At 64.9% G+C, this 15,508-nt stretch carries 14 protein-coding genes; 4 read left to right on the top strand and 10 right to left on the bottom strand.

Annotated elements, in window-relative coordinates:
• Positions 1–94: 94 nt before the first annotated feature.
• Both ppc and pyrE read left to right on the top strand, forming a co-directional pair.
• Positions 95–2,791: a phosphoenolpyruvate carboxylase gene (gene ppc / locus SPICUR_RS01115; protein WP_023365181.1), complete on the top strand. Its 2,697-nt coding sequence runs from the start codon at positions 95–97 to the stop codon at positions 2,789–2,791.
• 5 nt (positions 2,792–2,796) lie between these two features.
• Entirely contained in the window at positions 2,797–3,447 is a 651-nt protein-coding gene (pyrE, locus tag SPICUR_RS01120; RefSeq protein WP_023365183.1) for an orotate phosphoribosyltransferase, read from the top strand.
• Here the strand turns inward: pyrE and SPICUR_RS01125 are convergent.
• From SPICUR_RS01125 to coaBC, 6 genes are all read right to left on the bottom strand, one after another.
• Positions 3,435–4,523, bottom strand: coding sequence for an acyltransferase family protein (locus SPICUR_RS01125; protein ID WP_023365185.1), 1,089 nt, complete (start codon positions 4,521–4,523; stop codon positions 3,435–3,437). The genes pyrE and SPICUR_RS01125 overlap by 13 nt on opposite strands.
• A complete protein-coding gene (gene argB, locus SPICUR_RS01130) occupies positions 4,520–5,428 on the bottom strand; it encodes an acetylglutamate kinase (protein ID WP_023365187.1) in 909 nt (302 codons plus the stop codon). Before argB ends, SPICUR_RS01125 begins: the two co-directional genes overlap by 4 nt.
• A gap of 97 nt (positions 5,429–5,525) precedes the next feature.
• The gene (locus SPICUR_RS01135; protein ID WP_023365189.1) at positions 5,526–6,605 is read right to left on the bottom strand and encodes a cytochrome-c peroxidase; all 1,080 of its coding nucleotides are present in this window, start codon (positions 6,603–6,605) and stop codon (positions 5,526–5,528) included.
• 91 nt (positions 6,606–6,696) lie between these two features.
• Positions 6,697–8,073, bottom strand: a complete 1,377-nt coding sequence (locus SPICUR_RS01140) for a phosphomannomutase/phosphoglucomutase (RefSeq protein ID WP_023365191.1) — start codon at positions 8,071–8,073, stop codon at positions 6,697–6,699.
• Positions 8,074–8,089: 16 nt separating this feature from the next.
• Positions 8,090–8,545, bottom strand: a complete 456-nt coding sequence (gene dut / locus SPICUR_RS01145; protein ID WP_023365193.1) for a dUTP diphosphatase — start codon at positions 8,543–8,545, stop codon at positions 8,090–8,092.
• A complete protein-coding gene (gene coaBC, locus SPICUR_RS01150; protein WP_023365195.1) occupies positions 8,532–9,719 on the bottom strand; it encodes a bifunctional phosphopantothenoylcysteine decarboxylase/phosphopantothenate--cysteine ligase CoaBC in 1,188 nt (395 codons plus the stop codon). The genes dut and coaBC overlap by 14 nt, the downstream gene beginning before the upstream one ends.
• 82 nt (positions 9,720–9,801) lie before the next feature.
• Here coaBC and radC point away from each other — a divergent pair, with 82 nt between their 5' ends.
• Entirely contained in the window at positions 9,802–10,476 is a 675-nt protein-coding gene (radC, locus tag SPICUR_RS01155) for a RadC family protein (protein ID WP_023365197.1), read from the top strand.
• A 17-nt stretch (positions 10,477–10,493) separates the two neighbouring features.
• On the opposite strand, the gene rpoH is transcribed toward radC, so the two are convergent.
• From rpoH to ftsY, 4 genes are all read right to left on the bottom strand, one after another.
• Positions 10,494–11,381 carry an RNA polymerase sigma factor RpoH gene (rpoH, locus tag SPICUR_RS01160; RefSeq protein WP_023365199.1) on the bottom strand — a complete coding sequence of 296 codons (888 nt, stop codon included), beginning with the start codon at positions 11,379–11,381 and terminating at the stop codon, positions 10,494–10,496.
• A 75-nt stretch (positions 11,382–11,456) separates the two neighbouring features.
• A complete protein-coding gene (gene ftsX, locus SPICUR_RS01165; RefSeq protein WP_023365201.1) occupies positions 11,457–12,386 on the bottom strand; it encodes a permease-like cell division protein FtsX in 930 nt (309 codons plus the stop codon).
• Entirely contained in the window at positions 12,383–13,033 is a 651-nt protein-coding gene (ftsE, locus tag SPICUR_RS01170; protein WP_023365203.1) for a cell division ATP-binding protein FtsE, read from the bottom strand. The genes ftsX and ftsE overlap by 4 nt, the downstream gene beginning before the upstream one ends.
• Complete coding sequence (gene ftsY, locus SPICUR_RS01175; protein ID WP_023365205.1) at positions 13,030–14,040, bottom strand: signal recognition particle-docking protein FtsY; 1,011 nt, start codon at positions 14,038–14,040, stop codon at positions 13,030–13,032. The genes ftsE and ftsY overlap by 4 nt, the downstream gene beginning before the upstream one ends.
• 92 nt (positions 14,041–14,132) lie before the next feature.
• Here ftsY and SPICUR_RS01180 point away from each other — a divergent pair, with 92 nt between their 5' ends.
• Positions 14,133–15,470 carry a M16 family metallopeptidase gene (locus SPICUR_RS01180; protein ID WP_023365207.1) on the top strand — a complete coding sequence of 446 codons (1,338 nt, stop codon included), beginning with the start codon at positions 14,133–14,135 and terminating at the stop codon, positions 15,468–15,470.
• The last annotated feature ends 38 nt before the right edge of the window (positions 15,471–15,508 follow it).

Raw genomic sequence — 15,508 nt, forward strand, 5'->3', positions numbered from 1 at the left:
AACCGCGATGGATCGGTGCGCGGGCGGCGGGGGCTTTCTTGATCGGGTTTGCCGGTTTGGTCAGAATGCCGCGATCAAGGGAGGGATCGCCAATATGAGTGAAAACCGCAGCGACGCGCCATTGCGCGAGGACATCCGCCAGTTGGGCGGGCTCCTGGGTAGCACAATCCATGAGCAGTCCGGCGCGCATGTCTATGAGACCGTGGAGGAGATCCGCGGGCTCGCGAAGAGCGCGCGTGCCGGTGACGAGGCGGCGGCCCGGGCGCTCGAGAAGCGGCTCGGCGAGCTGCCCGATGAGATGATCGTCCCGGTGGTGCGGGCCTTCTCGCAGTTCCTCAATCTGGCCAACATCGCCGAGCAGCATCACCGCATCCGCCGCAGCCGGGCCTGGGTGCGGGATACCCAGACCGGACCGCTGCGCGGATCGCTGGAGGAGTTCTTCAAGCGCATGGAGGCCTCCGGCAACAACGACTCCCTCCACGAAACGGTGGCGAGCCTCGACATCGAGCTCGTTCTGACCGCCCATCCAACCGAGGTGATGCGCCGCTCGCTGCTGCAGAAATACAATCACATCGCCGAGCTGCTCGGGGATGGCGATCGGCTCGATCCGACACCGGAGGAGATCGAAGAGGTCCATCAGTCACTCAAGCGCGAGATCACCGCCGCCTGGGAGACCGATGAAATCCGCCGCCGGCGGCCGGCTCCGCAGGATGAGGCCCGTTGGGGACTGGCCGTGATCGAACAGACCCTCTGGGACGTGGTGCCGCATTTCCTGCGCCGCCTCGACCGCAACCTCCAGCGCCAGACCGGTAAGCCGCTGGCACTGGATGCAGCACCCATCCATTTCGGCTCCTGGATGGGCGGTGACCGGGACGGCAACCCCCGCGTGACCTCCACCGTCACTCGTGAGGTCTGCCTGCTCAATCGCTGGAAGGCGGTCGAGCTCTACGAGCGCCAGATCAACGAATTGGTCGAGGAGCTATCGCTGCAGTGCGCCAGCGACGAGCTGCGTGGCTGGGTGGGAGACGCCTGGGAGCCCTATCGTACCGCGCTCAAGGCGGTACGGGACCGGCTGGTGGCCACCCGCCACGGCTCCCCCCCCCCCCCCCCCGGGGGGGGGGTGGGGCCGGGGGCCACCCGCCACTGGCTCGACGCCCGGCTCGCCGGTCGGCGGCCGACGGACGGACTGATCTACTGGCGGACCGACGAGCTGCGCGAGCCGCTGATGATCTGTTATCGGTCGCTGCACGAGAGCGGTGCCGGCATGATCGCCGAGGGGCGGTTGAAGGATCTGCTGCGCCGGCTCTCAGTCTTTGGACTGACCTTGATGCGGGTCGATATCCGTCAGGAATCCACCCGCCATACCGATGCCCTGAATGCCCTGACCGAGGCGTTGGGGATCGGCAGCTATGCCGTCTGGGACGAACAGGAACGCCAGCGCTTTCTGATCCGCGAGCTCGGCAGCCGCCGGCCGCTGATTCCACGCGACTTCGAACCCGACGAGGAGGTCGCAGAGGTGCTCGACACCTGCCGCGTGATCGCCGAGATGGGCTCGGATTCGCTGGGTGCCTATGTCATCTCCATGGCCTCGAAGCCCTCCGACATCCTCGGTGTCAAACTGCTCCAGAAAGAGGTGGGCGTGCGCTCGCCACTGCGCGTGGTGCCGTTGTTCGAAACGCTGACCGACCTACAGGGCGCACAGACCTGTCTCGAGCAGCTGATCGATATCGACTGGTATCGCGAGCATATCGACGGCGTGCAGGAGGTGATGATCGGCTACTCCGACTCGGGCAAGGACGCGAGTCATCTCACCGCCGCCTGGGCGCTCTACCAGACTCAGGAGCAGTTGGTGGAAACCGCCCGTCGTCAGGGCATCAACCTCAAGCTCTTCCATGGTCGCGGTGGCTCTATCGGCCGTGGGGGCGGTCCCACCCATGCCGCGATCCTCTCCCAGCCCCCGGGTTCAGTGGACGGCCGGCTGCGGGTCACGGAACAGGGAGAGGTCATTCAGGCCAAATTCGGGCTGCCCGGCATCGCCGAGCGTAACCTCGAGCTCTACATCACCGCGGTCGCGGAGGCCACGCTGGTGCCACCGAATCCGCCCGAGAGTGGCTGGCGCGAGATCATGGACCGGCTGGCGGAGCGTTCCTGCGAGGTCTACCGCGACATGGTCCGCGAGACGCCGGAGTTCATCGAATACTTCCGCCACGCCACGCCCGAGCACGAGATCAGCCATCTGGCCATCGGCAGCCGTCCGGCACGACGCAAGCCGACCCAGGGGGTCGAGAGCCTGCGCGCCATTCCCTGGATCTTCGCCTGGACGCAGACGCGGCTGTTGCTGCCCGCGTGGCTGGGCGCGGGCAGTGCGCTGGCGGAGAGCCTGGACGCCGGTCGTCGTGACACCCTGCATCATATGTACGAGGCGTGGCCGTTTTTCCGGGCGTTCATCGACATGATGGAGATGGTGCTCGCGAAGAGCGATCCAGCAGTCAGTGCCTGGTACGACGCGCGTCTGGTCCCGCAGGCTCTGCACGGGCTTGGTGAGGGCCTGCGCGAGCGGCATGCCGAGACGCGCCATACCGTGCTCGAGGTCAGCCAGCATGACGAGCCGCTGGATGACGCCCCGGTCGTGCAGCGCTCGGTGGGTCTGCGCAATCCCTATGTCGATCCGCTCAACCTGCTGCAGGTTGAGCTCCTCGACCGGGTCCGGCACGGCCACGAGGAAGACCTGCGCGATGCGCTGATGATCTGCATCAACGGCATCGCCGCCGGCATGCGCAATACAGGATAGCGGCCATGCAATCCTATCAGCAGGCGCTTATCGATTTCGCCCTTGACCGGCAGGTGCTCCGGTTCGGGGCATTCACCCTCAAGTCCGGCCGGCAGAGCCCCTATTTCTTCAATACCGGGCTATTCAGCTCCGGTGAAGCGCTACGGCGCCTGGGCTCGGCGTATGCCCGGCGGATCGTCGATGCCGGATTGCCCTTCGATATGGTGTTCGGCCCGGCCTACAAGGGCATTCCGCTGGTCTCGGCCCTGTCCGTCGCGCTGGCTGCCGATTACGGCATCGATTGCCCATGGGCGTTCAACCGCAAGGAAGAAAAGGCCCATGGTGAAGGCGGCTCAGTGGTCGGCGCGCCGCTCGCGGGCCGAGTGCTGATCGTCGACGACGTGATCTCCGCCGGTACTTCCGTGGCCGAGAGTGTCGAGCTGATCGAGTCGGCCGGTGCCACGATCGCGGGCGTGCTGGTGGCGCTGGATCGTCAGGAGCGCGGCCAGACTGACCAGAGTGCCTGCTCGGCGACTCAGGAGGTGGCTGAGCGTCACGCTGTGCCGGTGACCGCCATCCTCAACCTCGATACCCTGATGGAATACCTTGAGCGCCGCGGCGATCGGGCCGACGATCTCGCCGCGATGCGCGACTATCGTGCCCGCTACGGGGCCTGACGGCGGCGGCCACCGCCAAGCACCGGCGCGAATCGCTGGATCGCCATCGCCCCGGCGGCTGCTACCGCGACACTCAGGGCCACCGCGACCGCGCTGCTCAGACCGAGCACCCACCCCGTCTCCACCGGCAGCGCCGTGTTCATCCAGGCGGCAAGCGGTGCATTGACGAAGTGATAGAAAAACCCGTGCAGGCAGTAGATCACCAGAGTGATCGCGCCGAGGTACTGGAGCCCCTGCCAGGCCGGCATCAGCCGGGCGACGAGGATGACCAGCGCACTCCCGGCGAGGGCCGTCAACGGGAACAGCAGGGGATGCCCGACGGTGCCGAACATCATGACCACGACGTCGAGCAGACGGAATGGGCCAGTGTTGAGGTCAAAGGTCAGCGTGACAGTCACCAGACAGGCGAGTGCGGCCATTGCCACGGCGCGGGTCGAGTAGGTGCGCTCGAGCAGACCGCTGCGACGGATCAGGATGCCGGTAAGGTAGAACGCATAGCCCAGCGGGACCACGTGCGCCATCCACATGATCAGATCAGCGGCCAGCACATCCACGATGCGGTTGAAGCCATAACCGAGGGCGTAGAAGCCGATGATCCCCGCCACCAGCGCTCGGTTGCTGCGCCATAACCCACCGATCAAACGGTGCAGTAATTCAAGTGCGACCAGGCTCGCAAGAAACCACAGCGGAATATTGAAGGCGGGCAGGCCCCGGGCGGTGCTGATGAGTCCCGCGACATAGCCATCGAGGCCGCTCAGGTCGATGGTCGGGAACCAGCCCGGTACGCCCGCCAGTGCCAGTGCCGCCGGGAGCAGGGCGAAGACGGCATAGGGCACCAGTCGCCCGCGCAGAATCCGCGCCAGTATGGCGCCCCAGCCAAGGGTCAGGCGCTGTTCGTTGTGCACGACCCCGGAGAGCAGATAGAACAGTGGCATGTGAAAGCTGTATACCCACTTGTACTGGAGCGCGGCGGCGGCGTTGTCGAGGTACATGACCTGGTCGACCAGGTGGCCGTAGAACACCAGGACAATCGCCAGAAAGCGCGCCGTGTCGATGCTGCCGATGCGCGGGCTCATGCCGTTCGGCCGCCACCGTGGATCAGTGTGCCAACGCCGCTGTCGGTCAGTAGCTCCAGCAGAACGGCATGCTCAACACGCCCATCGATGATCGTCGCCGCCTCTACACCATCGTTGACGGCCTCCAGTGCGCAGTCGACCTTGGGCAGCATGCCGCCCTGAATCGTGCCATCGCTGATCAGCTGCTGGACGCGTTCGGCATCCAGTCCGGTCAGGAGTTGTCCGTCATCATCGAGGATCCCTGCGGTATTGGTCATGAGGATCAGTTTTTCCGCCCGCAGGGTCCGGGCCAGATGCCCCGCGACCAGGTCAGCGTTGATATTGTAGGAGGTGCCCGCCTGGTCCACGCCGATCGGCGCGATCACCGGAATGAAGTCGGCCCCGTCGAGCAGTGTCATAAGCGCTGGATCGATACCCGTGACCTCGCCGACATGGCCAATGTCGATGATCTCCGGGGCCTGTTCAGCCGGTCCGGTGCCGGTCAGAGTCAGTCGCCGGGCCCTGATAAGTCCACCATCCTTGCCACTCAGGCCCACCGCGCGGCCGCCGTGAGTGTTGATCAGGTTAACGATGTCCTTATTGACCAGCCCGCCAAGCACCATCTCGACCACATCCATGGTCTCGGCGTCGGTGACCCGCATGCCTTGAATGAACTCGGTCTGTTTACCGATCTGCGAGAGTACGCTGCCGATCTGCGGACCGCCGCCGTGGACGATGACAGGGTTGATGCCAACCAGCTTCATGAGCACTACGTCCCGCGCAAAGCTTCGCTTGAGGTCGTCGTCGGTCATCGCATTGCCGCCGTATTTGACGACGACAGTCCGGCCATGGAAGCGGCGGATGTAGGGCAGGGCCTCGGTGAGGACGTGGGCAACCTGGCTGGGGGCTGTGGTATCGATGCTCATTGGGTGCTTTTTTCCGGATTCACACAAAAGGACCGCACCCGGAGGTGCGGTCCAATGGTCGCCCCCCGGGGGGCGGGACGCAAGCACTGCCGGGGGCTTAGCCCTCGGCGCCCGACGCCCTCGGGTAGTCGGGGATGTCGGGCATCGGCGTCGACTCCGAGCGCAGCGGCAGATCCGGGTAGACCACCTCCGGCTGGCGGCCCGTGAGCGAGCGCAGGAAGGCCGTGACATTCACCACGTCCTCTTCCGTGAGCAGGCTGTTGAGCTGGGCATCGTTCATGATCGATACCGCCTCCTGCAGGCTCCAGACGTTGCCGGAGTGGAAGTAGGGCGCCGTCAGCTCGACGTTCCGCAGCGAGGGGGAGCGGAAGACATAGGCGTCGGAAGCCGTTTCCGTGACCTGGGCCCGGCCCGTGTCACCCTCGGGCATGATTTCGGCGCCCGGGCGGTTGACGACTCCGAAGGGATAGTAGCCCTGCCCACCGACGTTGACGCCATTATGGCAGGCGACGCAGCCCTTGTTCACGAACGCGTCGAGCCCGGCGATCTGCTGATCCGTTAGGGCGTCCGTATCCCCCTTGAGGTACTGATCGAACGGGGCATCGGGCGTGATCAGCGTGGCCTGATAGACCTCGAGCGCCTTCGCCGTGTTGTCAAAGCTGACCGCCTGTTCCGAGTCGGGGAAAGCGTCCTCGAATGCGTCGACATAGGCATCGATGCTCTGCAGCGTCGCCTCGAGGTTGGCCGGCGTGTTGTTCATCTCGACGCCGGCCTGGATCGGTCCCTTGGCCTGCTCGGTCATGTCCTCGGCACGGCCGTCCCAGAACTGAGCGACGTTGAAGACCGCGTTGAAGATCGTGGGCGAGTTGCGCGGGCCACGCTGCCAGTTATGACCGACCGAGCTGGGGATATTGTCATCACCGCCCATGCCAACGTTATGGCAGGTGTTGCAGCTGATCGTCTGGCTCGCGGAAAGGCGCGGATCGAAGAACAGCAGCTTACCCAGCTCGATCTTCTCGGGCGTCATCTCGTTGCGCTCGTCAATATGACTGGCGGCGCTGTCCGGGATTGGATCGAACAGCATCTGGGCGCGCTCCTGGAGATCATCGTTGCCGATCGCAACGCTGCTGCCGAGCCCGAATGCGATCGCAACGGGGATGGAATGGACGGCCTTCATGACTTCGCTCCTTGACTCAAACGATGTGAGTAAAGGGTAGGCGGCGTTCCTGCGTCCTGGATAGTCGATCCGGCTGAGTCCTTGACTGAGATCAAAGGACGATGCCGCTGGCCTCCGCGGACACCCGGATCAGCGCCTCAAGGCGTTCCCGGATGCGCGTGAGGGCGGTCTCGTCAGTACCCTCGAAGCGCATCACCAGGCAGGGCTGCGTGTTCGAGGCCCGGACCAGCCCCCAGCCGTCGTCGAAGTCGACCCGCAGTCCGTCGATGGTAGTGATCGCCGCGTCCTCGAACCGCTGGGCGCGCTCCATAAGCGCCGCCATGAGCCGGTGCGGCTCGCCCTCCTGCAGATCCATGCGGATTTCCGGGGTGGTGACCGGCTCCGGCAGATCCGCAAAGATCGCGCTGACCGGCCGTGCATCGGCGGCGAGGATCTCGAGCAGGCGCGCCGCGGCGTAGATGCCATCGTCGAAGCCATACCAGCGGTCGTTGAAGAACAGATGCCCGCTCATTTCGCCGGCCAGGGGGGCGCCGGTCTCGCGGAGCTTTTCCTTGATCAGCGAGTGACCGGTCTTCCACATGATCGCCTGACCACCGGCCTGATCGATGACCTCGGCAAGGCGGCCGCTGCATTTGACGTCGAAGACGATTCCCTCGCCCGGACGGTCGGCGAGGATGGCGTTGGCATAGAGCATCATCTGCCGATCCGCCCAAATGATATGACCGGTCTCGTCGACCACGCCGAGCCGATCACCATCGCCATCGAAGGCGAGTCCCACATCGGCCCGATGGTCGGCCACTGCCTGGATCAGGTCGGTGAGATTCTCCGGGACCGTCGGATCGGGGTGATGGTTTGGAAAGCGGCCGTCGACGTCGCAGAAAAGGGGGATGACCTCGACACCGATCGCCTCGAGCACCGTCGGGGCGACGGCGCCGGGGATGCCATTGCCACAGTCGACCACGGCCCTGAGCGGGCGCTGCAGCTGGATCTCGTCGCTGATGCGGCGCCGATAGGCGTCGATGACCGATACCTGACGCTCATGACCGCTGCCCCGTTTCACATCGCCCTGCGCGATCCGCTCCCCCAGGGCCTGAATACCCTCGCCCCAGACAGGACGGCCATTGATGATCGTCTTCAGGCCATTGTATTCCGGCGGGTTATGGCTGCCGGTGACAACGATGCCCGCCTGGGTGCCGAGCCAGTGGGTTGCGAAATACATCACCGGTGTGGGCACCTGACCGATGTCGATCACCTCCCGGCCTGCGGCGATCAGTCCGGCGCGTAGCGCGACGGCCAGTCGGGGGCTTGATTCGCGACCGTCATAGCCAACCACCACCGCGGTCTGGCCGGCATCATCTGCAGCCGAGCCAATCGCCTGACCCAGCGCCTGGACGGTGGCTTCAGTCAGCTCCCGGTCGACGCGCCCACGGATATCGTAGGCGCGTAGTATGGCGGGGTTGATCGTCATGATTGGGCATCCTTGTCTATTGCTGGCCGGTGTGACCGAATCCGCCGTCGCCGCGCTCGCTGTCGGCGAACGCCTCAACGGTGGTAAAGCGCGGACGGCTTACCGGGACGAAGACCAGCTGGGCGATCCGGTCGCCGGGTTCGATCGTAAAGGCGGTCTGGCTGCGGTTCCAGCAGGAAATGAAGACCTCCCCCTGATAGTCCGAGTCGATCAGCCCGACCCCATTACCGAGCACAATGCCATGCTTATGACCGAGCCCCGAGCGCGGCAGGATGACCGCAGCGTGCTCGGCATCGGCGATGTGGATCGCCATGCCCGAGGGAATAAGCAGCGTGTTGTCGGGTTGCAGGACGGTAGTGGCCTGCAGGCAGGCGCGCAGGTCGATGCCCGCCGCCCCGTCAGTGGCGTAGTCGGGCAGCGGAAAGTCTCGACCCAGCCGATCATCCAGAATGCGAAGTTCAACGCGTTGCATGGAAACGCTCCCCGATCAGTGTAATCAGCGCCCGACCAAGACGCTCCTTGGGCATCGGCCCGATGGTCTGTTGGCCGGTCCGCCACAGGACCTCGAGGGTGTTCTCGCTCACCTCAAAGCCGCGTCCCTCACCGACCTGATTGGCCGCGATCATGTCCAGCCCCTTATCGGTGAGCTTGTCCCGCGCGTGATCGGTGACCTCGTGGGTCTCGGCGGCGAAGCCCACCGTGAATGGCCCATCCACTATCTCTGCCACATCGCGGATGATATCCGGATTGGGGATGAGCTCGAGCGATGGGGGTGTGTCGGCCTTGCGGACCTTGCGGTCGGCCGGCCTTGCGACGCGATAGTCGGCCACCGCAGCGGCGGCGATGACCAGGTCGCTGTCGGCGGCGCGGCTCAGGGTGGCGGCATGCATGTCGGTGGCTGTTTCCACATCGATGCGGGTCACACCGGGTGGTGTCGGCTGGGCTGTGGGTCCGGCGATCAGTATGACCTGCGCACCGGCATCCGCCGCCGCTGCGGCGACGGCAAAGCCCATTCGGCCACTGCTGCGGTTGGCGATGAAGCGCACGGCATCGATCGGCTCACGCGTCGGACCGGCCGTGATCAGCACTGTCTGACCGGTCAGCGCACCGGGCACCGTCAGCGCGGCGACGATATCCGCCGGTTCCATCAGCCGCCCGGGTCCGGACTCGCCCTCCGCGAGCGGCCCATCCACCGGTCCCAGTATCTGCATGCCGCGGTGACGCAATGTCTCGGTATTGGCGACGGTGGCCGCGGACTGCCACATGATGTGGTTCATCGCCGGGCAGACGGTGATCGGCGCCCGGGTCGCCAGGCATAGGGTTGTCAGTAGATCACCGGCCAGGCCATGGGCGAGGCGCGCCATGGCGTCGGCACTGGCTGGGGCGACAATGACCCGATCCGCCCAGCGTGCGAGCTCGAGATGCCCCATGCCGGCTTCCGCCTCGGGATCGAGCAGGTCGGTGTGCACGGGCTGGTGGGAGACGGCCTGGAAGGTCAGCGGCGTGACAAAGGCCTGCGCACCGGCGGTCAGCACGACCCGCACCTCGGCGCCGGCCTGACGCAGTCGCCGGACCAGATCGGGGGCCTTATAGGCGGCGATGCCGCCGGTCACGCCCAACAGGATGTGTTGACCGGAGAGGTTCATTGCGGAACGCGTTCGCAGCTTGAGTCGGTCTGGGAAAACTACACTGTTGCCGGTTGTATGAAAACGCCACAACGAGGTGAGCATGGCGATTTCCGACTGGCCGGCGGCGGAGCGGCCCAGAGAGAAACTGATCGAGCGGGGGGCTGCAGCGCTGTCCGATGCGGAACTGCTGGCGATTTTCCTGCGGACCGGGGTGCGTGGGCGGACAGCGGTTGATCTGGCCCGCCACCTGCTGACTGCATTCGGTGGATTACGCCCTCTGCTCGAGGCCGATGCTGAGACATTCGCGGGTCACCATGGGCTGGGGCCGGCGAAATACGTGCAGTTGCAGGCCGTGCTGGAGATGGGACGTCGCCACCTGCAGGCACAGTTGGCCCGTGGTGAGCCGATGACCGGACCGGAGGAGACGCGCCAATACCTCGTCGCGCGACTGCGGCATCTGCCGCACGAGATCTTTGCCTGCCTGTTTCTGGATAACCGCCATCAGGTGATCGGGTTTGAGGAGCTGTTCCGCGGCACGATTGATGCGGCCAGTGTCTATCCGCGCGAGGTGGTCAGCCGCGCCCTGCGGCTTAACGCGGCCGCGGTGATCCTGGCCCACAACCACCCCTCGGGTGTGACTGAGCCGAGTCTGGCTGATGAGCGGATGACCGAGCGGCTCCGCGACGCCCTCGCGACCGTCGATATCCGCGTGCTGGATCACTTCGTGGTCGGTGAGGGGCGCCCCGTCAGCTTCGCTGAACGCGGGCTGATCTGACCCAATGCGCGGGTCGATCAGGCCTCGAGGGTGTGTCCGCCGAGACCCTCGCGCAGTTTCTTCAGCGCGTTTTTCTCGAGCTGACGGATCCGCTCCGCCGAAACACCGTATTCGGCGGCGAGCGTGTGGAGGGTGTCCTTATGCTCGTTCAGCCAGCGCCGACGAAGGATGTCTTCGCTGCGCGGATCCAGGGCATCCAGCGCACCAGACAGTGCGTGATCCTGCCAGTCGGCCCAGTCCTGGCTCTCGATCGTCTGGGCGGGGTCCATGGACTGATCGGTGAGATAGGCGGCGGGCGCGCGAGCGACCGTGTCCTCGTCATCGGCCTCGGGTGCGGGGTCAAAGCCGACATCCTGTCCGGAGAGGCGGGATTCCATCTCCAGGACGGTTTCGGGTTTGACGCCCAGATCGGCTGCGACTGCGTTGACCTCGGCGCGGTTGAACCAGCCCAGACGTTTCTTGGAGCCCCGGAGGTTGAAGAAAAGCTTGCGCTGCGCCTTGGTCGTGGCGACCTTAACCATCCGCCAGTTGCGCAGAATGTACTCATGTATCTCGGCGCGGATCCAGTGCACCGCGAAAGACACCAGCCGAACGCCCACTTCGGGGTCAAAGCGCTTGACCGCCTTCATAAGCCCGATATTGCCTTCCTGGATGATGTCCGCGAGCGGCAGACCGTAACCACTGTAACCGCGGGCGATATGCACGACGAAACGCAGGTGTGAGAGCACCAGCCAGCGTGCCGCCTCAAGGTCATCGTTGTCCCGATAGCGACAGGCCAGCGAATGCTCCTCATCGGCGTCCAGCGCGGGGATCGCGTTGACTGCCTGGATGTAGTGATTCTCGCTGCCTGCGCGAAGCGGCAGTTTATTGTAGTCAGTGCTGACCAGTGCGGCGCCTGCGTCCATGACAACCCTCCCGAGTCGTTGATACGGGTATTATAACACTCCCGCTTGGAAGACAAGCCCGCGAGCCGAGTTCCATTACGGCGGCTCGATCGCGGTGAGGTGACGGCCCACCGCCAGCCAGGCGCCGGTCAGACCCAGCAGCCCGCCGCCACTGATCAGGGTCAGCGTCCCGGTCAGCCCTGCGCCCGTGGGGCGGAATCCACTGCCGTAGAGCGTCGCCAGGCGGTCAACCGGCGAGGCGAGAAACATCACCACGCCGGCCAGAATCAAACTGGCCATTAAACCACCGGCCAGCCCATACCAGAGGCCGGTATAGAGGAACGGACGGCGGATGAACCCATCGGTCCCACCAATGAGCTTGGTTATCTCGATTTCCCGGCGATTGTTCTCGATATCGAGCCGGATGGTGTTGAACAGCACCAGCACGACCGTGAGCCCCAGCAGCAGTGCGACCAGCGCAGTGGTGCGATTGCCCAGTTCGATGATTGCGCTGAGGCGCTGCAGCCACTCCCGATCCAGTCGGAGGGTGTCGACCGATGCGATGTCGCGGATCTGCCTGACGAGCTGGTCGATATCCGCACGCCGACCGCCCGCTTCGAGTTCGGCGACGACGACGGCGGGCAGCGGATTGTCCTCAAGCAGTGTGAGCGCGTCACTCAACCCGCTGCTGTCGCGGTATTCCGCCAGCGCCTCCTCCGGTGTAATCAGTCGCACGGAGGCGATCCCCTCGAGCTGGTGGATCTGCTCGGCGGTTTCGGTCTGTTGTTGGGCATCGGTGGGTGCATCAAGAAAGATCGAGGCGCGGGGTGAGCCACCCCAGCCTTCCATGACCGATTCGAGATTGTCCATCGCCACAAGAAATGCGGCGGGCAGTGCCAGTGCGATACCGATTGCCGCGCCGGTCATGAGACTCCCGGCCGGTTTCAGGCGCAGCCGGCCCAGCGAGCTGATTGCCGCCCGGGCATGCTGCTGTGACCAGCGCTTGATCGCGGCGACAGGCCTCATGCCGTGCGTCCCTCGCTGAGGTGGATCCGACGGTGTCCCAGGGCGTTGATCAGCGGCAGGTCATGACTGGCGATGACCGTTGTGACACCGACGTGGTTGAACTGCTCGAACAGATGCATGATCTCCCGCGACAGAGCGGGATCAAGGTTGCCGGTGGGCTCATCGGCCAGCAGGATCGGGGGGCGCGAGACAATGGCACGGGCGATCCCGATCCTTTGTTGCTCACCGCCCGACAGTGTGACGGGATAGGCTTGATGGCGGTCGAGCAGGCCGACCTTATCGAGGGCGGCATGAACGCGGCGGCGGATGTCGGCGTGGGGACGGCCTTCGATAACCAACGGCAGAGCGACGTTATCGAACAGCGTCCGATCATAGAGCAGCCGATGGTCCTGGAAGGTCATACCGACGCGGCGGCGCAGATAGGGGATGCGCCGCTTTGGAAGGCCTGACAGATCAACATCGTCGATGATGACGCGACCGCGGCTGGGGCGCTCAAGTCGCGGAATGAGCCGCAGGAGGGTGCTTTTCCCGGCCCCGCTGGCGCCGGTGATAAAGACCAGTTCGCCACGCTCGATATGGATATTCAGTCCACGCAGCGGCTCGTTGCCGCCCGGGTAGCGCTTACCAACCCCCTCGAATCGGATCATGCCTCATCGGGTCCCGCAAGCGCCTCGTCGAGCAGTGCGTCCACGAAGGCCTCGGCATCGAACGGGCGGAGATCCTCGACGCCCTCGCCAATGCCGATAAAGCGGACCGGAATGCCAAAGCGCTGGGCCATCGCGAAGATTACGCCCCCCTTGGCTGTGCCATCGAGCTTGGTGAGGGCGATGCCGGTGACGTCGACGGCATCACGGAACTGCTCGGCCTGAGCCAGCGCATTCTGTCCCGTGCCGGCATCCAGCACCAGCAGCACCTCATGCGGCGCCGCTTCATCCTGTTTGCCCAGCACCCGACGGATCTTGCGCAGCTCGTCCATCAGGTTGCCCTGGGTGTGGAGACGACCGGCGGTATCGGCGATGAGTACATCGGCATTGCGGGCGATGGCCGCTTGGTGGGCGTCGTAGACCACGGATGCGGCATCCGAACCGGTGGGCTGGCTGATGACGGGTGTCTGGGTGCGCTCGCCCCAGGTCTGGAGTTGTTCCACGGCGGCGGCGCGGAAGGTGTCACCGGCCGCGAGCACCACGCGCTGACCCTGGTGGCGGTACTGCTCGGCAAGCTTGCCAATCGTGGTCGTCTTGCCCGCGCCGTTGATCCCTACCGTGAGGATCACCATCGGCCTGGCGTCAGGGTTGATCGCCAGTGGCTCGGCCACGGGCGCCAGGATCGCCAGCATATTTTCGCGCAGGGCACGGTGTAGCGCGGCGGTGTCGTCGAGCTCGTTGCGTTTGAGCCGATCGGTCAGATCGCCGATGATGCGGGTCGTCGCCTCCATGCCCACATCCGCCATGAGCAGCAGGGTCTCGAGCTCCTCGAGCAGGTCGGCATCAATGCGTTTACGGCCCAGGAACAAGGTCCCGATGCCACCGCCGGTACGCTTCAATCCGTCGCGCAGGCGCTTGATCAGTCCTGGCCGCGACGTCTGCTGAGCGGCAGGCGATGTCGCCTTCGAGTCGGTCGGTGTCGTATTTTTCTTGCGACGGAAAGGCAGCATGGAACTCTCGGGGTTCGGGCGTGAACGAATTGATGAGTATGCTAACACCGCACCGAAACGTCGATGTGTCATAACCAGAGGCTTCAATCACAATGCGAAACGCGATTTTCGCCCTGATTCCCGCGTTAATGGCAGCGCCCGCAGCGGCGCAGTCGAATACGGGGATTACCGAATTCACGCTCGATAACGGGATGCAGATCCTCGTCCGTGAGGATCACCGCGCGCCGGTGGTCGTCTCTCAGGTCTGGTACCGCGTCGGGTCATCCTACGAGACGACCGGTGAGACCGGGCTCTCGCATCTGTTTGAGCACATGATGTTCAAGGGTACGGAGCGCTTCGAGGAGGGTGAGTTCTCGGAGATCATCTCTCGCGAGGGCGGCCGCCTCAATGCCTTCACCGGGCGTGATTTCAGTGCCTACTTCGAGATCATGGCTGCCGATCGCCTCCCGATAGCGCTGGAGCTGGAGGCTGACCGGATGGCGAATCTGCAGATCAACGCCGAGGCGCTGTCAACGGAAAGGGATGTCGTGCTCGAGGAGCGCCGGCTGCGGACCGAGGATCGGCCCGAGGGACGATTCGGCGAGCGCTATTCGGCGATCGCGCATCCGGGGACGGGCTACGCCCATCCGATCATCGGCTGGGCGGATGATGTCGCCGGCTTCGAGGTTGAGGACCTGCGGGACTGGTACCAGCAGTGGTATACACCCACCAACGCCACGCTGGTGGTGGCCGGCGATGTCCAGCCCGACGAGGTTCACTCGCTGGCCAGGGAATACTTCGGTGACATCGAGGCCCGTGAGGTTCCGGCGGTCCACACCCCTGATAATCTCCAGCCCCCGGGTGAACGGCGCCTGATTCATCGCGATCCGCAGGCGCGGGTCACTCAGCTGCGCATGGGCTACGAGGTGCCATCGTTCCCGACCGCTGAGTCGACCCGCGACCCTTACGCGCTGCTGATGCTCGCCACCATCCTTGACGGGGGTGATGGCGCACGGCTCGCCGAGGAGCTGGTGCGGGGCTCCGGCGTGGCCGCGGCGGCCGGCGCCAGCTATAACCCGATGGTGCGGCTGGACGCCGAGTTCTCGCTGTTCGGCGTGCCGGCGGAAGGCGACGTCGACGCGGTGGAGACCGCGCTGCGCGATCAGATCCATCGCCTTCAGCAGGAACCTGTCTCGGCCGAGGAGATGGAGCGGGCGCGCAGTCAGATGCTTGCCGATCACCTGTTTGAGATGGACTCGGTGTTCTATCAGGCAATGCAGCTGGGCATGCTCGAGACCACGGGGTCCGGATGGGCGAGGCTCAACAGTTTCGAGGAGAACGTCCGCGATCTGACCGCCGAGGACATCCAGTCAGCGGCCCAGCGGTACCTGCGCCCCGAGATGCTGGCGGTGGGTGTCATGAAGCCAGCCGATCAGGAGGATGAGGGATGAAGCGCTGGATTGCTGCTTTTGGCCTGATCCTTTTCAGT

The sequence above is a fragment of the Spiribacter curvatus genome (assembly GCF_000485905.1).
GTDB lineage: Bacteria > Pseudomonadota > Gammaproteobacteria > Nitrococcales > Nitrococcaceae > Spiribacter > Spiribacter curvatus.